We start from the raw sequence: 20169 nt of genomic DNA, 5'->3' as shown, positions 1-20169 counted from the left end.
GTGGCCTTTTTTAATTTGTGAGCTTCGGCAAAATTCAGAATAACCAAGATCAATATTTAAGAATAAACACGATAAAGACAGGATAAGGTGACAAAAATGTCTAAAATCAAAATCGCAATCGCCGGTATCGGCAACTGTACAAGTTCCCTGATTCAGGGGATCTATTATTATACACCGGAGCGGGCCGGCAAAAAGGTCCCCGGTCTGATGCACTGGGAAGTGGCCGGGTACCGTCCCTGCGATATCGAGGTGGTTGCTGCCTTTGATGTGGACAAGCGCAAAGTGGGCAAGGATGTCAATGATGCCATCTTTGAAAAACCCAACTGTACAACTGTTTTTCACCGTGATCTGCCGAAAAGCGGCACCATTGTGAAAATGGGCAAGATCCTCGACGGCGTGTCTTCGCACATGGCCAACTATGACGAAAACCGCACCTTTGTTGTGGCCGACGCTGCAGAGGGCACCAAGGAAAGCATCGTTAAGGAGCTGAAAGACAGCGGTACTGAAATCCTGCTCAACTATATGCCTGTGGGTTCCGAGGAAGCTGCCAAATTCTATGCCGAATGTGCGCTGGAAGCCGGTGTTGGTTTCATCAACAACATGCCGGTCTTCATTGCTTCCAATCCGGAATGGGCGAAGAAATTCGAAGATGCCAACCTGCCGATCGTCGGTGACGACATCAAAGCACAGCTGGGCGCGACCATTACCCACCGTACGCTGACCGACCTGTTCGCAAAGCGCGGCGTGGTCCTGGACCGCACATACCAGCTGAACACCGGCGGAAACACCGACTTCCTGAACATGAAAAACCAGGATCGTCTGGCCTCCAAGAAAGAGTCCAAGACCGAGGCCGTTCAGGCTGTTGCCGGTGCCCGTCTGGATGATGAAAACATCCATGTTGGCCCAAGTGACTATATTCCGTGGCAGAACGACAACAAAGTCTGTTTCCTGCGCATGGAAGGGGACCTGTTCGGTGGCGTGCCCATGAACCTGGAACTGCGCCTGTCCGTGGAAGACAGCCCGAACTCAGCCGGTGTGGCCATCGACATGATCCGTTGCTGTAAACTGGCTCTCGACAACAACGAGGGCGGTATCCTGACAGCGGCCTCTGCCTATTTCTGTAAACATCCGCCGGTTCAGTATACAGACGATCAGGCGTATGAAATGACAGAAAAATTCATCGCAGAGCGTTCACTGGCGAGTGCTGCCGAGTGAAACTCCTGATTGTTGCTGCCGGTCAGGGCAGCAGGCTCCGCGAAAAGGGGGAAAGCAAGCCGCTCATTGAGCTGGTCGGCGTTCCCCTGATCGAGCGGGTCATCACCAATGCGGTCAAGGGAGGCATTAGCGATATCTATGTTGTCACCGGATATCGCGGGACCAAGGTCCGTGCCTTTCTTGACCAGCTTGCCGAACGGGACAACCTGTCCATAACCCATATTGTCAATGAGGAATGGCAGCGCCCGAACGGCCTTTCTGTTTATGCCGCCAAGGACTATATTGACGGCGATTTCGTCCTTACCATGTGCGATCATCTGGTGGATCCGGAAATTTTCCGGGACCTGGCCAAATCCGATCATGAGTCCGAAACGGTGACCCTTTGTGTCGATTACAAGATCGACAATCCGATCATCGATCTGGATGATGTGACCCGGGTGAAATGTACGCCGGGCAAGATCGAAAATATCGGCAAGGTGATCAAGGACTATAACGCCTTTGATACCGGCATCTTCTATTGCACCCCGGTTATGTTCGATGCGCTGGAGCAGAGTGCGCGGGAAGGCGACGAAAGCATCTCCGGCGCCATGAATGTTCTGGGCAGCCGCGGCAAGGCCCGCACCTTCGACATCGGTGACAAGCTGTGGCTCGATGTGGATGATCCCATGGCCTACGGCAAGGCCATCGTTCTGGTCAACGACGGCAAGTTGTAGAGATATAAATACTCAAGGCTTAAAAAAGGCCGGGCGGTTACGTCCGGTCTTTTTTTGTCTCCGGGAATTTCTTGACAGGATTTTTTATAGAGGACAATAATCCATTTATCTGACAGGGGGATACAATGACATTCAGAGCAAGTTTACGGGCTCATATAATGCTTGGGCTAACGCTCGGGGGCGGTATCGTTTTGCTATTGTTCCTTATTATTGCATTCATGGGTAAAGAGGTTGAGGAATTTTGGACCATACTTGCTCCTCTGGGAGTTTGGTTCATTCTGGTTCAGTTGTGGGTGGGGGGCCATTGTATTTCCCTGTCTTCAAATGAAATCAGATACAGAAGTCTTTTAAGGGGCTGGAAATCGCTAAAACGGGAAGAAATTGACCGCGGTATTTTTCGAGTGAAAGCAATGCTGAACCATCTTGCCCCGTGGTCGTCCGAAAATATTCCTCCATATAGCCTAGCCCTGTTGCCTGTCACACATCTCGGCAAGGATGCCATTGTCATAAATATGCGTATGTTCAAGTTCCGGGAGATGCAGGAAATAAGAACCTGGCTCGGGGACAAGGCCGAGGGGGAGCTTAATAACTCACTCTTTGAAAAGGGGAAGGAGTTACCAAACACGGGTGAAATAGAAGTCGATCTTGATAGACTGACAGTATTTCAGGTTCGTGCGCTGGGGGAAATTGAGGAAGTCCTGAAAAGTCATAACCTTGCCCCTGTGTCGCATATGGTCGAGGCGAAAGACAAAGTCTGGGGAGATGTTTATGTACTTATGAGATTCGAAGAATGTCCAATCACGATCTATGTATATAACGATGAAATCGGAATTACGGTCGATACAGAGACAACAACATACGAGCGTATAAGGGGCGAGACCGATGAAACAATATTGCGAGATAGTTTGAAGTATCTCGAGGACGAATTACAGAAAATATGAGAGGGCCGGGCAGAATGTCCGGCTTTTTTTTGTTTCTCATCTCTCCAGGAAATATCTTTGATATTATGTATCAGGCGTGTTAGGAGACTGGCCCTGTTTTATAAGGGGGAAAGTATGGATAATTCGATATTTTCAGAGCTCGAGCTGTGCTGCATCAATGTAGTAGGGACCAGTGGCAGCGGCAAATCCACCTTTGCCGCCCGGCTGGCCGAGCGGCTGAATATTCCCCTTATTGAATTGGATAGGTTGAACTGGGGTCCGAACTGGCAAGCTACAGACGAAAAGAGGTTGCTGGCAAAGCTTGGCGACGAGCTGGTGCAGGAGCAATGGGTGCTGGATGGCAATTATACAAATACTATCCCGCTAAAGTGGGCGCACGCTACAATGGTTGTCTGGTTGGATTATTCCTTTATCCGTACCCTGTGGCAAATCACGAAACGATCCTGGCAACGGGCCTGGTCGGGCCGTGAAGTCTGGCCGGATACTGGAAATGTGGAAACATTTGGAAAATTGTTTTTCAGTCGGGAGTCCATGATCCTGTGGGTCTTCAAAACCTATTTTTCCAACCGCAGGAAATATGCAAACCTGATTCAGTCGTCGCCCTATGATCACCTTCAGTTTGTCCGGTTGCGCAGCCCAAAGGATGCCGAGCGGTTCCTCGAGACTATTCCCCTTCCGCCTCACGGATCTGTTCATGGTGGCGGATGACTTCCTTGATAATAAAATTGAGGAACTTTTCGGAAAAATCCGGGTCCAGGTTGGCATCTTCCGCGAGCTTCCGCAGCCGTTCGATCTGGCGCTTTTCCCGGTCCTTGTCGGCGGGCGGCAGGTCATATTTGGCTTTATATTCACCCACTTTCTGGGTCACCTTGAAGCGTTCGGCCAGCATATAGACAAGGGCGGCATCAATGTTGTCGATGCTTTCCCGATAGGAGGTCAGCTTGTCTTTCAACTGCTGTTCGCTTGGCCGGTATTCTTCATTCATTCGGTCACTCCCAAAAAAACTTTGGCTCAACATGCCGGTGGCGCGGCTGTTCGGCCAGACTTTAGCAGAAAATAGTTGAACGTTAAAAGACCTGATTTTACCCGATTATGCTTTTACGGCTTTGCGGCGGCGGCATTTTTCCATGAGATGAGCTTTGTCCTCGGGCTCTAATGCGGCAATCACCAGGACCAGGACATAAATCAGGATCAGGACGGGAATGCCAAGGAAAACACCCCAGCCGTGGATAACGTCGAACGGGATGGCCTGCTTGGCCCAGTAGAAGATACCGGAACTGATCATGGCGGCGAAGGGCACCTTGAACAGTTTCAGGCGCCACATGTTGATCCCGAACAGGTGATTGATCAGCATCATGCGGATCAGGTTCATGGTCAGGTAAGTGCACATCAGCGCCAGGGCCACACCGGAGGCATCAATCATCAGGACCTGTGTAAACAGCCAGGCGAGCCCCACATACAAGGGGATCATCATCAGGGAGATGATCGGGTTGAACAACGGATTTTTATAGATCAGCGGCAGGTCCGACGTGCCGAAGCCGCCATTGATGGTTTCTCCCACCATCAGCAGGAATAAAATGATGCCACCCACATGCAGGATGTTCGGATCGGTGCCGTCGTTGGCGACGGCGGTGATGACCGCTTCGCCGTAAAAACCGGACCAGACCACGATCAGGCACTGCACCATCAGGATCCAGCGGCTGACCATAATCATATGCCGTTCTACCAGGGCATAATCCTTATTGATCAGGCTTTTGGACATGACTGGCGCCAGGATCGGGTAGAAGCTTTGATAAATTTTCTCCACACTGGTGGCGAACTGCTGGGCAATGGTGTAGACGCCGAGCACCGCTTCGGAGAAAAAGAATTTTACCGTAAAAATATCCATCCGCATGAAGATCAGCAGCGCCATGTCGTGAAAGGCCGTGGGGGCGGAAAAGCTTGCGATACGGCGGATCAGGTAGAAACAGGGCGGTTTGCAGACGAAGTTCCTGAAGGAAAAAAGGTGAAGCGCGCCCCAGATGGCCACAAGAAGGGCTGCAAAAAGCGCCACGGCATAGGCCATAAGAAGCCCGGTTTCACGATATCCCAGGAAATAGAACACCAGCATGGCCCCCAGCAACACATAGGGTTCAACGATGCTGCGGGACCAGACCTCGTAACGCATCTTCCGGGTCGCCCGGGTGCCGGACAGGATCACGTCCACGGAGGTAATGACAAGAAGGATGGGCGCCAGGTTGACCAGGCCGTCCACCATCTGTGGATAGTCGAAAATGGCCGCCAGCGTTTCAGCTGACAGGATCAGGGCAAGAACCAGAACCGATCCGACCATCAGCGACCAGCAGAGTGCGGTGAGAATGACCTGTTCGGGAGAATACTCCTTGGAATATTCCCGGTCGTGAATGAATTTGAACAGGGATCGTTTCAGGCCGAATGTGGCGAAGGCGGCGGCAATTTCGATAGTGGTGATGGTATAGTTATACCGGCCATAAAGTTCATTGCCGAACAGGGCGACCGCCAGAAACAGGAAAGGCAGCCTTGACCCGAGACGAACAATGAAGCCTGCAAAATTGGCGCCGGCACCCTTGGCGATGTCTTTTTTGTCCTTTTGTTCGCCGGCGTCAGCTGGTGTGATGGAGGTCATACGGGACCACTATCCCCTGTTATTCTATGTAAGTTATCTTTTTTTTCGTATTTTTTTCTTAACAACCGTCGGGGGAACAATATCGGCGAAGTCGCTGAGCGCCCTGCCGCTGATTTCCCTTGTGCCGTCGGGCCCACTATATACCAGATTATAGTCTGCAACATAGCGATAACTTGTGACAGAGGGATATACACGGGCCAGCATGCGTTCAATGCTGCTCATGTGATCATTGAGCCGGAAGTGCTCCAGCTTGCGGGTCAGATCGATGTCGCCCTGCAGGCTCGATGTACCGTTGAGGGCCACCAGACGCAGTTTTGTCGGGTATTCTCCCAGTTCAGGGTCTTCCGCCCATTCCTTGATCACAACCTTGATGTCATGAAAGCCGCCGATAACCTTGCCGCCCTGGCGCAGGAAAAGTTTGTTGTCCTGCTTGTTGTCGGGCAGTTCGATAGAAGACAGGATCAGTTCGGATTTGTCGCCATTTTCCAGGCTGAATATCCTGAGCCAGCTGTCCATCATTTCTTCGAGGGATTCTTCCAGGTACACGCGCATGCCGAAGCCGGTCGCCGTGCCCAGGTCTTCCCACGGGCCGTCCTGCTCCGTACCGGTTGATTCCGGGCCGGGCCGGAAACGTCCCGTGGCCGTGAACAGGGGGGCGTAGGTGACGGCGTCGATCTTGCCCTTTTTCCGGTATTTATTGTTGCCGTTGAGCGCTTCCAGTGGCGGCAGGGGGCTCTTGAGGTCAAGTTCCAGTTCGCCGGTGGTATTGTGCAGTTTCAGCTGGTAGCCGTCCGCGGTCCTGCGGATATAGTGCTGGATGTCATCGTTAAGCTGAATATTCAGGTGGTCCGGGGCATAGTCCCAGTCGTCCCGGCTGCGGCCGTTCTTGATGATGTACCGTTTGCCGTCAGGACGCGTGAATGTCGCCAGCATCAACGCCCGGTGGGTCATGAAGGGCAGGTTGAGGATGGTGAACTGGGTGGTCAGGAGGCTGCCGTCCTCGAAGACAAAATACTGTTCCCAGTATTCCTTGTAATGCTTGTCATCTTTCAGGGCAGGGGCCTGGGCGTCTTCGGTCAGTATTTCCTTATAGGCCTGGCTTGTCGCTGGCGTCACAAAAAATGCGGCCGCAATTACGGCGCACAGAAAACGTTGGAAACGCATAAGTCAATTACTCCGAAGTCAGGTCCCTCAGCTGTTCCAGGAACAGCCTGTTATACTTCTTCTGCTTGCGAACCAAAATTGCCAGAACCATGTTCAGGGCGACCAGTTCAAAAAGAAAATACACAACAGGTTCCCCGATAATACAAGCGATAAATATGGCAAAAGTACGATAGTTCGCGCACATGATCGCCCATAGTTTGACCGAGCGGGAGAACACCAGTCGGTAAATGGCCCTGATTTCACCGGCCTGTTCCGGGTTTTTGTCCAGCCTGTGCTGGATTTCCCGTCGCTGGACATCGTCCACACCGGAAAAGGCATATTGCATCTTTACATAGCCGTATTCCAGCCTGCCGGCGATTGTCCCTAACAGGCCGCCGTTCAGTCCCTTCTTCAGTTCTTCCGGCTCCGGCAGACGTGCTGAAAGTTTGCCGTGGCCCCAGAAATCATACTCCTGGCGCTGGGTTTCATAGGCACCGGCCTGAATGGCGTGGGAAGCGCCGGCCAGAATTACCAGCGCCCAGACCCAGGGGGCGAAGTCGGGGGCAAGCGCCAGACCCAGGGCGATATAGACGGAAATAAAGACCACATAGTCGCAGATGCCGTCGATAACCTTGCCCAGTTCCGACTGGGTCTGGGTCAGGCGGGCAAGCTGCCCGTCCGCACCATCCAGGATGTGCCAGGTCAGCATCAGGGCAAAGCCAAGAACCGCCGACAGCGTATAATGGTAATTGTAATAGGCGAACCCCGCCAGAAACCCGGCCAGCATTCCTGACAGGGAGACCATATTGGGGGTCACTCTGAGAGCGGCGAATTTGGGGACCAGCCAGCTGCTTACCGGATGAATGAGATAGAGATTTGTAAATTCCTCTATCTCATTGGTTCTCTTGATTGTTTCTGACATGATACCCGTGTTTTTATCAGAATATTTTTGTTTTACGGAAGTTTTCAACGAATATTTCGCTGCTGGCCTCCATAAGATTCTTTGCATGGTAGATGATTCTGGCCTGATGAACAAAGAAAGTTATGATTCCATAGCAGCAAATGAAAATAAAACCTGCATACCAGGCCCCGAAAATGCCAAACGGGATCAACGCCCACATCTGGGTATTGCGCCGCCCGCCAATCATGCGAAAGCGGCGGTCGAACTTGCCGGTGTCGCAGATTTGCCGATCCGACATGCGGCGGAAGAATTCCGACTGTACCTCGTCGGCCAGATGAAACAGGACCAGCGTCGCCGCCATGACCCAGGGGGCATAGCCGTAGGTTGTCGAAAGTGCCGCCGCGATGGCAAAATACCAGCCGTATTCCACCACCTTGTCTACCAGATGTTCCAGCTCGCCGATTTTGGTCTGCTGCATCTTGGTACGCGCCAGCTTGCCGTCCACGCCGTCCAGCACGCCGACTGCCAGGGCGCCGGCAAGTCCCAGGGCCATGTTGCCGGTGGCAAACAGATACATGATGTAAAGGCCGAGAATGCCGGTCACCACGGTGACCTGGTTCGGGGTAATCGGCAGGTTGCAGATATGTTTGACGATCCAGTTTTCAATGGGACGGTGGATAAACCAGGCCGGCCAGTCAAGGGTGCCTTTCTGGGCGTTGTTCAACAGGGCCTCGGTCCCTTTCACGCCATCTTTCGGACGCATGACCGGCAGCCAGATCAGGTCAACATCCCGCCGCCTGTTGGGCAGATACAGCGGGATGGATGAAATCTCGAAAATCTCGCAATCATTTGAATTGGAAAGACTTTCCACGGCCTCCTTGAGATGTTCCAGAGAATTGAGTTTTTCTGCATGGGTCTGCATGGTCTGGCCGGAAATTTTGGCCACAGAGGCGAAGACGCTGTTCTGCCCGCGCAGGGACAGCGGTATACCATAGCTAAGCTGGTTGTTCTGGAAATCCTCGCGGTTCATGACGGCGATCACTGTTCCCGCATTTTTTTCGATGACGGACGTGATAATTCTGTCGTCAACAAGCACGCCTTCCTCAAGCAGAAGCCAACTGTCCTGTTCCGTGTTGCCTTCAAGGATTTTGCCGGGTGCCTCTTTGGTACGGTGAATATGAACGGCCTCGGGTTTCCTGGGATAGGACAGAATTTCCTTCTCCAGCTCAGCCACAAACCAGTCGGTTACCAGATGAACTTCCCGGACGCCGATTTTTTCAAGGGTTTTGAGCTGTCGCTCCAGCAGGGTAATGCCGCCGACCGGTATCAGGTTACGGGCTAATGTACTTTCGGTTTCTGATTCCTGCCCTGTCAATATAATAGCTTTGTTGACCATCTCTTCCTCTTTTTAACCCCGCCGACCCCTCGGGCGGTTATCTGTCATGGCTTGTGACGATATATGGGCTCGGATTGGGACGATAAAAGGGCATTTATCAGAAAAAAGCTTATTTTGTTGTGACTGTTAGCGCTATATTTTGAATCAATGCCCAGGCTTCGTCAATATGGCGTTGTTCCGTAGTGGGGGAACCGGAGACAAACCGAAGCGCATACTGCCCGTTGATCCTGGTCTGGGTCAGATAGAGTTTGCCGCTATCGTTGATTTTTTCCAACAGGCGCTCATTTGCAAGGTCCAGTTCTTCTTTATCCAGTCCTTCCGGTTTGTATCGAAAGCAGAACAGGGCAAGCGGGTGAGGCGCCAGCAGTTCAAATTCTCTGTGGTCTTCCACTTTCCGGGCAAGGTCCTGGCAGAAACCGATATGTTTGCGCAGATGGTTCTGCAACCCTTCCTGGCCATAGGAGCGCAGGACAAACCAGAGTTTCAGGGCCCGGAACCTGCGGCCAAGCTGGATGCCCCAGTCCCGGTAGTTATTCACCCGGTCACCTTCCCGGGTTTTGAGGTACTCCGGCAGGATTTCAAAGGTCTGGATCAGGGCTGCCTTGTCCCGGACAAAAAAGGCAGAGCAGTCAAACTGGGTCAGCAGCCATTTATGGGGATTGAACACCAGGCTGTCGGCAAGGTCGATACCGTCGATCATCCAGCGGAACTCCGGCAGGACTAGGGCGCTGCCGGCCCAGGCGGCATCCACATGCAGCCAGATCTTGTATTTTTGGCAGATCTCGCCGATTTTGCGCAATGGATCAATGGCCGACAGCGATGTCGACCCCAGTGTTACCACAACACAGGTGGGAATGCAGCCCGCATTCAGGTCGCTTTCGATGGCATGCTCCAGATCTTCCGGGTTCATGGCGAAATTTTCATCCACTGTGATTTTGCGCAGGTTGTCACTGCCGAGCCCGGCAATCCTGACGGCCTTGTCGACGGAAGAATGAACCTCGGCCGAGGCATAGGTAGTGTGGGTGCCTGCAATGCTGAGACCTGAATGATTGGTAGCAAATTTATGCAGCCGTTCCCGGGCGCACAGCAGGGCGGCAAGGGTGGCGGTGGAGGCCGTGTCCTGGATGCAGCCGACAAATTCTTCCGGCAGACCGGTCAGCTGGCGCAACCAGTCCATCATACGCTCTTCAAGTTCGGTGGCAGCCGGGGAGGTCTGCCAGCTCATGCACTGGGCGGCGAGCGTACTGGTCAGCATTTCGGCAAGGACCGAGGGCGGACTGGCATTGGCGGGGAAATAGGCCATAAATCCCGGGTGTTGCCAGTGGGTCATGCCGGGCAGGATGATGTTCTGGAAATCCTGGAAAATATCATCCATATTTTCGCCGGTCGCGGGGGCGCTGTCGGGTATTTGCGCCGTGATCTCCCCCGGTCTGGCCGTTGATTTGACCGGGTAGTCCTCGACATGTTCAAGATAGTCGGCCATCCAGTCGACAAATTTATGGGCCTGTTTGCGAAATTCGCTGTTGTCCATTGGTCGCTCCCGGAAATTGGGGTGGCGCGGAACTTACGCCAGGCCGGCTTTCTTGAGGCCAGCCAGATAAATATCAAGGTCTTCCTCCTGGCGGAACCATTTGCGGCATTCTGTTTCCCCGTGATCCGGAAACGCCGGATAAAGTCTCAGAACGTGATCGGCGGCGGTTCTGCTTTCGGTCTCCATGTCCAGCATGGCATAGGCAATGGCCTGCAGGGCATGGGGCCAGAACCAGTCGGGCATATCAATCACCCGGACCTGCTCAAGCGCGCCGTTGAAGTCCTGTTCCCGGAAATGGGCATGAAACAGGGCAAACTTGCACCAGCTGGGATGTTGCGGGTTAAGCTGCATGGCCTTGCGGACCAGGCTCAGTCCCTTGTCCATTTCCCCGCACAGGCACAGGTATACGCCGCTGTCGGCCAGCACGGCGGGGCTGTTGGGGGCGATGGTCAGGCCCATGCGGATATTATTCTCGAATTTGTCCAGTTCGCCCTTGTGGAAATGGATGATGGTCATGGCGTACCAGGCGATGCTGTATTTGCTGTTCATGGTGATGGACTTTTCCGCATATTTGCGGGCCCGTTCCAGCGGGTCGCCCAGATGGGGTTGCTGGTTGAAGCTGAACCGGTACTCATCAAGGGCGATGAAGGACAGTCCGGCCCAGGCGTCCGGATAATTGGGATCGATCTCGACCGCTCTTTCCAGGCTCTCACGGGCCTTCAGATGGGTTTCCGGGCTCAGTTCGAACAGATAATCATGCAGCAAAAGCATGCTCTCATAGGCTTCCATATATTCGGTGGAAGTCCGTTTCATGGCCACGGCGCTGGTGCGCATGATGGCGCCGTAGGTATCGCCCAGGGTGGCGGCAACCTGGGTGGCGATTTCATCCTGCACCAGGATCAGGTTTTCCGGTGTGAGCTGGTGGTCGTAGCTGTTGGCCCAGATTACGGCGTCGTTGGTAGCGTCCAGCAACTGAGCCGTCACCCGCACCATATTGCCGGCCCGGCGAATGCTGCCCTCGACCACGTAATGGACTTCCAGTTCATCGCACAGCTTGCGGATATCCACCGGTGCGCCCTTGTAGCGCAGCGTAGACTTGCGGGAGACCACATAAAGGCTCGGGCTCAGGGAAAGCTGGGTGATGATTTCCTCTGTAATGCCGTCACAGAACATTTCCGTTTCCGCTTCCCCGCTCAGGTTATCGAAGGGCAGGACGGCAATGGCCGGTCCGGTGGGCGGCGCGGCGGCGGCGGAAATCAGCGGGTCGCGGCTTTCCTGACGGGCAGGGATATTTTCCGCGATACGGGGAACGTAGGTGCCCTTGGGCATACTGATGAGGATCGGATCGTGCGCGCCTTCCTCCAGGTAATAATGCTCCAGCAGGCGGCGCAAGCGGCCGGCTTCCACCCGGACGATGGCGTCTGCCTGCGGATCAAAATCGTCATCCTTGTCAAAGACCTCGACCCCGAGCGTATAGCCCTTGAGCAGGTTTTCCCGTCCCTCCAGAAATTCCGTCACCACATAGTCGAGAAACCGCTTGGGGCGGTTCTTGTTGGTGAACAGTTCACTTTCCAGTATCCGGGAAAGCTGTTCCCGGGTCTGGTCGGCGGATGGCAAAGAAGACGATGTCATTATTGTTACGTTATTTCCGCATACAGGTTTTGTGCATCAGCAAAGACTATTACAGCTGAGCTGGGAACGCAACGCCATCAAGCTGCAATGGAGTCTTAGATAGTCACCTGAACCTGAAATTCAAGCTGATGATTTGAAAAGGGGTTATGCACCGGCGCGCGTCCGGACAAAAAAAGGACCGGGCATGCCGGTCCTTTCGATGATTTCAGCATTGCCTGTTTCAGGCGCAAAGCTCGATGGCAACGGCCGTGGCTTCACCGCCACCGATACACAGGCTGGCGATACCTTTGGTGCCGCCCCGTTTTTTCAGGGCATTGACCAGGGTCACAATCAGGCGGGCGCCGGTGGCGCCAATCGGGTGACCCAGGGCGCAGGCGCCGCCATAGACATTGACCTTGTCATGGTCCAGTTCCAGGTCGCGCATGGCGGCCATGGTGACTACGGCAAAGGCCTCGTTGATCTCGTAAAGATCCACGTCGGCATCGGTCCATCCGGTTTTTGCATAGACCTTTTTAATGGAATCGATGGGCGCCGTGGTGAACCAGGCCGGTTCTTGGGCGTGGGTGGAGTGGGCGTGAATAACCGCGATCGGTTTTATGCCGCGCTTTTCCGCTTCCGACTGTTTCATCATCACCACAGCGGCACCGCCGTCGGAGATGCTGGATGAGTTGGCGGCGGTCACCGTGCCGTCCTTGGTGAAGGCCGGACGCAGGCTCGGGATTTTTTCCGGGCTGGCTTTGCCGGGTTGCTCATCAGTGTCGATGGTGATCTCACCCTTGCGGGTTTTGATCGTCACCGGGGTAATTTCATCCTTGAACCAGCCTTCGTCGATGGCCTTGTTGGCGCGGGCAAGGGAGGCAATGGCAAAGTCGTCCTGGGCTTCGCGGGTAAACTGGTAATGGGCCGCCGTTTCCTCGGCGAAGGTACCCATCAGACGGCCGGGTTCGTAGGCGTCTTCCAGGCCGTCCAGGAACATATGGTCATAGACCTGTGTATGGCCGATGCGGGCGCCGCCGCGCATCTTGGGCAGAATATAGGGGGCGTTGGTCATGCTTTCCATACCGCCGGCGACAATCACATCAACACTGCCCGCTTTCAGATGGTCATAGGCCAGCATTACCGCTTCCATGGCGGAGCCGCACATCTTGTTGACGGTGGTGCAGGCGGTGGAATAGGGCAGGCCCGCACCAAGCGCCGCCTGACGAGCCGGGGCCTGTCCAAGGCCGGCGGGCAGAACGCAGCCCATGATCACTTCTTCCACATCCTCGGGGCTGAGCGTGGTCTGCTCCATCGCGCCCTTGATGGCGACACTGCCGAGGTCCGGAGATTTGACATCGGAAAAGTCGCCCTGGAAGCCACCCATGGGCGTACGGCTGAGGCCGACGATGACGATCGGGTCTGCGTTGCTTGAATCAGTCATGATTGTGATCCCTCAATAGATGTGTTATGTTACTAACGAGTAACGTTATATAATGCCTTCCCGCATGGAAAACAAGCAGCTGTTTGAAAAATAAATACTACTCAGTGGTAACATTTTCCTGTACAAGATAGGGCAATCCGCCGGGACGGTGTGAAACAAATAAAGATTAAAAGAATTTAACATGAAACGCGAAGAAAAACGCCAGCAGAAACTGGATGCTATCCTGCGTCATGCGGCCAAGGCATTCATGGAAAAGGGATATTACAAGACGTCGCTGGATGATATCGCCAGGATGCACAACGTCACCAAGCCGACCCTTTATTATTACATCAAGAACAAGGAAGACATCCTGGTCAAATGCGAGGATGTGGCCAGCGAGAAAATCAACGGCCTTCTGGATAGGGTCATGGAGGCGGGCGGCAGCGGCTATCAGCAGCTTCACGCCTTTATCCGAGATTATATCACCCTGCTCAATGACGATATCATCCGCTGCCATGTGCGCCATCGCGGCCAGCGAGAGGAAGCCGCCGCCCGGGAGGCAAGCCTGAAGATGCACCGGGGTATCGAAAGCCGGGTCCGGGCTATCATCGCCCGCGGGGTGGAGGACGGCTCCATCCGCAAGGACGCCCATCCGGTCATCAACGCCATCCTGCTGTTCGATGCGCTGAACGGCATTACCGCCTGGTACCGGGAAGACGGCGCCCTGGACATGAAGGCCCTGACCGAACAGATCCTCGCCCTGGTCAGCAAGGGGATCGAGGCCTAGGATTTCTCAAGGATGCTGAAAAGGAAAAGGCGCCATCTGGCGCCTTTTTTATTGTGTGTGAGGATGTTCAGGGCCGCCTGCGGCGATAAAGCAGCAGACCTGTGCCCATGATCATCAGGCCAAGCGCGGCCGGTGCCGGGACGGGAAGGACAAGTCCTTCCGGCGTAAGCAGCAGGGCAACCTGTTCACCGGTTTCAAGGAGTGTTCCGGAAGCGGCGATTTGGCCCCATTTGTTAATGCCGTGGGCATCTGCTATGTGAAGCAGGCCGAAAATGGGATCATTCAGACTGATCAGATTATTCAGCTCAAGCAGGTTGCCATTTTCCCACAGTGTTCCAATTTGCCAGTAGTCTTCAGTTTCTACCCGGCCGACGATCACGCCATCATCACTAAGGTCATAAGCATTGGAAAAACCATATCCGCCATCTTCCAGAATGGTCAGCCCATCGGCCTCGCTCCATTTGAAGGCAATCTGGTCTTCACTGATGAGTTCCAAAGTATCTGGGTCATATTCAAGTTTGTAAATGAAACCAACCACTTCGCCATTTTCATTGATGCCCTGAACGAACGCGTCGTCTCCGGTGAGAGGGATGATATGATAAGTACCGTCACTATCCCGAAAGAAAGGTTGAGCGTCACCATCAGCATTTCTGAAATCACCAGCGATCTGGCCGGTGTCATTGAGGGCCCGCATTGTGACACTCTGTGTATCACCAAGGCCGGAATGATCGATTTCTGTGAAGCCGCTGCCTTGTGACCAGATGAAGCTCTTGTCACCAGAGAACGAACCATAAGTTGAAGTGATCAGAACCTGACCGTTATTGTTTATGGCATAAGATTTGGAGTATTCATTATCCGGGTGTGAAAGATCTGTAAGCGATCCAGACTGCCAAACATAAGGACTTTCATCAAAGGGGAAGTCATCCCATTGGAAACCTACAACCTGGCTATTGTTGTTGATGGCTCTCGCATAGCCCCCGTAAAGACCAGTCAGGCCCAGATCGGTTGTCGTACCATTTTCCCAAAATAGTGCACTAAAGTTATCATTGTTGTCGATGGAAATTCCAACAACCTGACCGTGATCATTCAACCCAAAGGCCTGAGTGTTGTAGTTGTCTTCCAGACCGTGCAGAACCTCCACTGTATAAAACGGTGCCGCAAGGCTGGACACGGGGACAAGTCCGGCTAGAAGGGTTAATAAAGCAAAAGATTTTTTAAACATGGAATTTCCCCCAATAACTAAAATCAAAAATAACTTCAAATATTTCTGAAAGGTATATGCAAGCTTTGTGCCGAATGCAGAAAAAGCGCGGGAATCCTAAATATTTAGAAATGCCTAATAAAAAAAGTTGTAAGGAATTCTTTACACTTAATATATGGTTAATATTGATATATTTATTAATATCAGTAAGTTAGGGGGAGAATGTAAACTGTAAGGAAAGCTTTACACAATTGGGGCAGACGGGTGATCCAGTAAACCGGTTTTTGCTTTTCAGGCAGAATTCGGTTACATTTCGTCCCGGCTGAAAGAGTTAATAAGCAGGTGAGGGTAAATGTCTGCAGAAATCGCGATGAATGATGAGAAAAGACGGGACAGCCGTCTTGATGTGGTCTGGCAGGCCAGTCTAACCGTTGACGGGGTTAGATATTCCTGTGAACTGAACAATGTGTCCACGGCTGGCGCGCAAATGACCCTGGATCAGGATCTGGAAAGAAAGCAGGAGTTCCTGCTCGATATTGCCGACCTGGGTCAGTGTGGTGGCCGTGTCGCCTGGTGCGAACGGCCCCGCTACGGTCTTCAGCTTCTGATCGGCGATGATCTCAAATTCAAACGCTTTGCCGAGAAAATAGGCCTCCGCCCGGAGGCCTGATTCCGCTTTTTTCGGATCAGTTATTTCCAAACGGCTTCAGTTGTTCCCGAAAGGGTTGTCTATGCTGGGGCTTGGTTGGGTGAACCAGCACGGGCCGTCTTCGGTCATATAGAAATGATCCTCAAGTCTGACGCCGAATTCACCGGGAATGGAAATCATCGGCTCGTTTGAAAAACACATGCCCGGGGCCAGCGGGGTTTCGTCGCTACGTACCAGATAGGGCCATTCATGAATATCCAGGCCGATGCCGTGGCCGGTGCGATGGACCAGTCCCGGGGCCTTGTAGTCGGGGCCGTAACCGCTGGCTTCCAGTGACCGGCGCGCCGCTATATCCACCTGGCCGCAGGGTGTGTCGATCTGTGCTGCTTCAAAGGCCGCCATCTGGGCGTCCTTTTCATGTTGCCAGACTTCGCGTTGCCGGGCGGTGGGTTCACCATAAACATAGGTGCGGGTGATGTCGGAATTGTAACCCTGCAGGCGGCAGCCGGTGTCAATCAGCACCATATCGCCTTCCTTAAGGTGCTGCGGATCCTTGACCCCGTGCGGGTAGGCAGTGGCTTCGCCGAACAACACAATGCAGAAGCTTGATCCGGACGCGCCCACCTGTTTATGGGCCCGGTCGATGAAGTCGGTAACCTCAAGCGTGGATATGCCGGGGCGCAGGATGCGGGCGGCGGCCTTGTGCACTTGCATGGTCATGTCCTTGGCCCGCTGCATCAGCGCGAGTTCCGCTTCGCTTTTGTGCATGCGGCAGCCTGCGGTAACCGGTTTGGCATTGACATAGTCATAGGCCGGGGCCTCGGCGCGCAGGCCGTCAAAGATGAAGAAGCTGGAGCTTTCATCCAGGCCGACAGCCCCATTCTCGATGCCCATGCGGCGCAGGACGTCACCGAACAGGGCATAGGGGCTTTCATGTTCCTGCCAGCCGTTGACCGGGCCGCGGACCGTCATGAAGTCCTCCAGTGTGCCGATCTCGAAAACAGGGGCAATATATTCGGGGGCGCCCTCCGCAGGCAGGATTACTCCGACCATACGTTCGCTGGCGTACCAGGGGGTGCCGGTAAAATAGGTCATGTTGCTGCCGGCGTTGAGGAACACCGCCTTCAGGCCGTGTTCTTTCATCAGCCTTTGCGCCGTTGCCAGTCGTTCGGTGTATTCTGCCTCGGAAACAGGGGAAACCCCTGAGGTCATATCGGTCAGTTTTTTCAGTTCCAGTTCGGCGGTTGAGCCACCCACACCAATGGTCATTCGAATGTCCTTCTTTTTACTATCCCCAGATGACAGGAAATATGGCGGCGACGATCCGGCTTGGCAAGATGCGTGCAGAGGCTTTTGCAAAAATGGTTGATCATTCTGAGGGCGGTGGGTGATGCAGAATTTTATTCTGCACTTCAGGCGGCGGACTTCCTGCCCGGGGCAATTTATGCTATGCAGCTGAAAAAGGAGATGCAGTTGTCGAAGGCGAATGAAACTGACAGAAACAGCGACGGGGGCAAGGTGGTTCTGGTGTTGGGCGGTGGCCCGGCCGGGGTGGTTGCAGCTGTCCGTCTGGCTGATCTTGGCCACCATGTGACCCTGGTAAACCGACCCCGGCCCGGCGAGGGGCTGGAAGCCGTCCCCCGGCATGTGCGCGAGCAGTTGAGGGCACATGGCCTGGAAGCGTCTGCAGATACATTCGGCCCGCTGGTTAAGGCCCGGACGGTCTGGGCCGGGCAGAAATCCTCTGCGCAGCTTCATGTGGTGCACCGGCGGCTGCTGGACCAGGCCCTGCTTTATGACGCCACCCGGCGCCATGTGAATGTGGTTGACGGGATCGCCGGCGGTATTGTCCGCTCTGATACCGGCTGGCGCGTCGGTGTCGGCGAATTTAATTATGAAGGGGATTTCCTGGTTGAGGCCCGTGGCCGGGAAGCCGGGGGAAAAGAAGGTGGCGGCACCGTTATTTGCCTGACCATGAGATACCGCATGCCGGGGGATTGTGAGCCTTTTGTAGAAGTGTTTTCTTTCGAGAAAGGCTGGGTCCGTTTCATCGCGGGCGAGCGCCGGGAAGCGGCTTTGCAGATTTATCTGTCAGACGACAATGGGGATATCCCCGCGGGATCTTTTGCCCTGAAAAATTTCTTTGAAGCCCTGACCGGAGGGCTTTCTGCGCACCTGCCGTTACTTGCAGAGGCAAAGCCGAAGGGGGAAGTGGAGCGCCGAAATACCGTCAGCCGGCTGCGCGAACCCCTGATTGGCATGGATAGCATTCGTATCGGCGAGGCGGCCCTGGCCCTGGAACCCCTGCCGGGATCCGGACTGGAACAGGCGCTCGAGAACGCGGAAATTGCCCTGCCGGTTATCAGGGCCTGGCTGGCGGGGGCAGGGGACAAACAGCAGCTTGCTGCAGGTTATATAGACCGGGTAAAGGCGGATTTTGGGGCTCTGAAACAGTCCAGGCAAGTCCGTTTCGGACGATCCGAAAATAAATAGTCCGAATAGCCGGTCAAAGTTTTGCATTTTGATGAAATTTCTGCCAATGTAAGGCCATAATAACAAATAATCAGTATTGTTCACAAAACTCGGGACCACAAATGGCAAGAACCCAGGCCGCAGATTACGACGAGCGGCGCAAGAATATTCTTATCCAGGCTGCCAACCTGTTCGCAGAGAAAGGGTATGCCCGCACCAGTATTTCAGAACTGGCTACTGCCTGTAATGCCTCCAAATCCTGGCTTTACCATTATTACCCATCCAAAGAGGCCATTCTTTATGACATCATGTCCTATCATGTGGGGGAATTGCTGGAGTGTGCGCAGGAATGCCGTGATATGGACGGCTCCCCGCGGGAACGCTTCCGGCAGCTTGTGCGCCGTTTCATGTCCATCTATATCGAGGCCGGTTCCCAGCATGTTATACTGTTGAATGATATCGGCTGCCTGCCCGCAGACCAGCAACGGCAAATCCAGGACCTGCAGGACGAGGTAATCGCCATTGTTCTCGAGCTGATCTGCCAGGTCAACCCGGCTCTGTCGGACAATAAGAAATTCAAGAAACCGGTGACCATGGCCCTGATGGGCATGATCAACTGGACCTATACCTGGTTTGACGAAAAAGGACCGATCAACGAGCAGCAGTTTGCCGATCTGGCGGTGGACCTGTTTCTTAACGGCCTGATGTCCAAGGAATTCAAAGGATAACCCCATGTCCAAAGACGAACTTCTCATTACCACCGAAAATGATTGCATCCGTGTTCTGACCCTGAACCGGCCGGACGCCCGCAACGCCCTGCGGACACCGCTTCTGAAAAAGCTGGCCAAGGCGCTGACCGAGGCGGACCGGGACGAGACTATCCGCTGTGTGGTTGTCACCGGCGGGCCGGAGATTTTTGCGGCCGGGGCGGACATCAACGAAATGAAGGATTCCGGTGCGGTGGACGCCATTCTTGATGTGCGGGTGGACCTCTGGGACGAGGTCAGCCGTTTTCGCAAACCGCTGATCGGGGCCATAAACGGTTTTTGCCTTGGCGCCGGCAATGAACTGTTGCTGCGCTGTGATATCAGTGTGGCGGGAGAAAGCGCAAAGTTCGGCCAGCCGGAAATCAATGTTGGCATCATGGCCGGGGCCGGTGGCACCCAGATGCTGACCCGGCAGATCGGCCGGGCGAAATCCATGCTGCTTAACCTGGCCGGGGAGTTTCTGTCCGCCGATCAGGCCTATGTCTCCGGCCTGGTGAGCGAGGTGGTGCCGGATGCGGATGTCATGGAACGGGCCATGAAGCTGGCCGTCAAGATCAGCCGCAAGTCGCCGCTCGGTGTCCGTCTGATCAAGGAAAGCATCCAGGCGGCCGACGTCATGCCCATGAAGGAAGCGCTGGCCTATGAGCGCCGTGCCTTCTCTATTCTGTTTGCAAGCGAAGACAAAAATGAAGGGGTCAGCGCCTTTCTGGAAAAGCGTCATCCTGAGTTCAAGGGCAGGTAGGGTCGTTTCAGGTTCTGAAAAAGAAAAAGCCCCGGG

The 20169-nt window shown here is 54.1% G+C and carries 19 protein-coding genes; 9 read left to right on the top strand and 10 right to left on the bottom strand.

Translation table 11 applies throughout. The features are described 5' to 3' along the window. Positions 1–96 precede the first annotated feature (96 nt). From ACN0YD_RS10235 to ACN0YD_RS10220, 4 genes are all read left to right on the top strand, one after another. Positions 97–1215 carry an inositol-3-phosphate synthase gene (locus ACN0YD_RS10235; protein WP_417319439.1) on the top strand — a complete coding sequence of 373 codons (1119 nt, stop codon included), beginning with the start codon at positions 97–99 and terminating at the stop codon, positions 1213–1215. After that, a complete protein-coding gene (locus ACN0YD_RS10230) occupies positions 1212–1928 on the top strand; it encodes an NTP transferase domain-containing protein (protein WP_417319437.1) in 717 nt (238 codons plus the stop codon). Before ACN0YD_RS10235 ends, ACN0YD_RS10230 begins: the two co-directional genes overlap by 4 nt. A gap of 125 nt (positions 1929–2053) precedes the next feature. Continuing rightward, complete coding sequence (locus ACN0YD_RS10225) at positions 2054–2869, top strand: hypothetical protein (protein WP_417319435.1); 816 nt, start codon at positions 2054–2056, stop codon at positions 2867–2869. 114 nt (positions 2870–2983) lie between these two features. Beyond that, complete coding sequence (locus ACN0YD_RS10220) at positions 2984–3577, top strand: adenylate kinase (protein WP_417319433.1); 594 nt, start codon at positions 2984–2986, stop codon at positions 3575–3577. Here the strand turns inward: ACN0YD_RS10220 and ACN0YD_RS10215 are convergent. From ACN0YD_RS10215 to ACN0YD_RS10180, 8 genes are all read right to left on the bottom strand, one after another. Continuing rightward, positions 3534–3854, bottom strand: a complete 321-nt coding sequence (locus ACN0YD_RS10215) for a chorismate mutase (RefSeq protein WP_417319432.1) — start codon at positions 3852–3854, stop codon at positions 3534–3536. The genes ACN0YD_RS10220 and ACN0YD_RS10215 overlap by 44 nt on opposite strands. A gap of 105 nt (positions 3855–3959) precedes the next feature. Then, positions 3960–5513 (bottom strand): oligosaccharide flippase family protein, encoded by a 1554-nt coding sequence (locus tag ACN0YD_RS10210; protein WP_417319430.1) that lies wholly within the window; start codon positions 5511–5513, stop codon positions 3960–3962. Positions 5514–5546: 33 nt separating this feature from the next. Continuing rightward, complete coding sequence (locus tag ACN0YD_RS10205; RefSeq protein ID WP_417319428.1) at positions 5547–6677, bottom strand: hypothetical protein; 1131 nt, start codon at positions 6675–6677, stop codon at positions 5547–5549. A gap of 7 nt (positions 6678–6684) precedes the next feature. Beyond that, positions 6685–7578, bottom strand: coding sequence for a CDP-alcohol phosphatidyltransferase family protein (locus ACN0YD_RS10200; RefSeq protein ID WP_417319426.1), 894 nt, complete (start codon positions 7576–7578; stop codon positions 6685–6687). Between the two features lie 16 nt (positions 7579–7594). After that, positions 7595–8953, bottom strand: coding sequence for a CDP-alcohol phosphatidyltransferase family protein (locus tag ACN0YD_RS10195; RefSeq protein WP_417319424.1), 1359 nt, complete (start codon positions 8951–8953; stop codon positions 7595–7597). A 109-nt stretch (positions 8954–9062) separates the two neighbouring features. Continuing rightward, complete coding sequence (locus ACN0YD_RS10190) at positions 9063–10484, bottom strand: pyridoxal phosphate-dependent decarboxylase family protein (RefSeq protein ID WP_417319422.1); 1422 nt, start codon at positions 10482–10484, stop codon at positions 9063–9065. A 33-nt stretch (positions 10485–10517) separates the two neighbouring features. Continuing rightward, positions 10518–12116 carry a tetratricopeptide repeat protein gene (locus tag ACN0YD_RS10185; protein WP_417319420.1) on the bottom strand — a complete coding sequence of 533 codons (1599 nt, stop codon included), beginning with the start codon at positions 12114–12116 and terminating at the stop codon, positions 10518–10520. A gap of 220 nt (positions 12117–12336) precedes the next feature. Next, the gene (locus ACN0YD_RS10180; RefSeq protein ID WP_417319418.1) at positions 12337–13536 is read right to left on the bottom strand and encodes an acetyl-CoA C-acyltransferase; all 1200 of its coding nucleotides are present in this window, start codon (positions 13534–13536) and stop codon (positions 12337–12339) included. Between the two features lie 181 nt (positions 13537–13717). On the opposite strand from ACN0YD_RS10180, the gene ACN0YD_RS10175 reads away from it, so the two are divergent. After that, entirely contained in the window at positions 13718–14302 is a 585-nt protein-coding gene (locus ACN0YD_RS10175) for a TetR/AcrR family transcriptional regulator (protein ID WP_417319417.1), read from the top strand. Positions 14303–14369: 67 nt separating this feature from the next. On the opposite strand, the gene ACN0YD_RS10170 is transcribed toward ACN0YD_RS10175, so the two are convergent. Further along, positions 14370–15524 carry a PEP-CTERM sorting domain-containing protein gene (locus ACN0YD_RS10170; protein ID WP_417319415.1) on the bottom strand — a complete coding sequence of 385 codons (1155 nt, stop codon included), beginning with the start codon at positions 15522–15524 and terminating at the stop codon, positions 14370–14372. A gap of 331 nt (positions 15525–15855) precedes the next feature. On the opposite strand from ACN0YD_RS10170, the gene ACN0YD_RS10165 reads away from it, so the two are divergent. Then, positions 15856–16173 carry a PilZ domain-containing protein gene (locus tag ACN0YD_RS10165; protein WP_417319413.1) on the top strand — a complete coding sequence of 106 codons (318 nt, stop codon included), beginning with the start codon at positions 15856–15858 and terminating at the stop codon, positions 16171–16173. Positions 16174–16209: 36 nt separating this feature from the next. On the opposite strand, the gene ACN0YD_RS10160 is transcribed toward ACN0YD_RS10165, so the two are convergent. Further along, on the bottom strand, positions 16210–17421 hold the full coding sequence (locus ACN0YD_RS10160) for a M24 family metallopeptidase (protein WP_417319411.1): 1212 nt from the start codon (positions 17419–17421) through the stop codon (positions 16210–16212). Positions 17422–17601: 180 nt separating this feature from the next. On the opposite strand from ACN0YD_RS10160, the gene ACN0YD_RS10155 reads away from it, so the two are divergent. The 3 genes from ACN0YD_RS10155 (at position 17602) to ACN0YD_RS10145 (ending at position 20133) form a co-directional block, all read left to right on the top strand. Further along, a complete protein-coding gene (locus ACN0YD_RS10155) occupies positions 17602–18645 on the top strand; it encodes an NAD(P)/FAD-dependent oxidoreductase (RefSeq protein WP_417319409.1) in 1044 nt (347 codons plus the stop codon). A 101-nt stretch (positions 18646–18746) separates the two neighbouring features. Beyond that, complete coding sequence (locus ACN0YD_RS10150) at positions 18747–19352, top strand: TetR/AcrR family transcriptional regulator (protein ID WP_417319407.1); 606 nt, start codon at positions 18747–18749, stop codon at positions 19350–19352. 4 nt (positions 19353–19356) lie between these two features. Beyond that, positions 19357–20133, top strand: a complete 777-nt coding sequence (locus ACN0YD_RS10145) for an enoyl-CoA hydratase-related protein (RefSeq protein WP_417319405.1) — start codon at positions 19357–19359, stop codon at positions 20131–20133. Positions 20134–20169: the final 36 nt, after the last annotated feature.

This window comes from Emcibacter sp., from assembly GCF_048269205.1.
Taxonomy (GTDB): domain Bacteria; phylum Pseudomonadota; class Alphaproteobacteria; order Sphingomonadales; family Emcibacteraceae; genus Emcibacter.
Note: the sequence above shows the minus strand (reverse complement) of the source record. Positions and strands in the feature narration are given on the sequence as shown.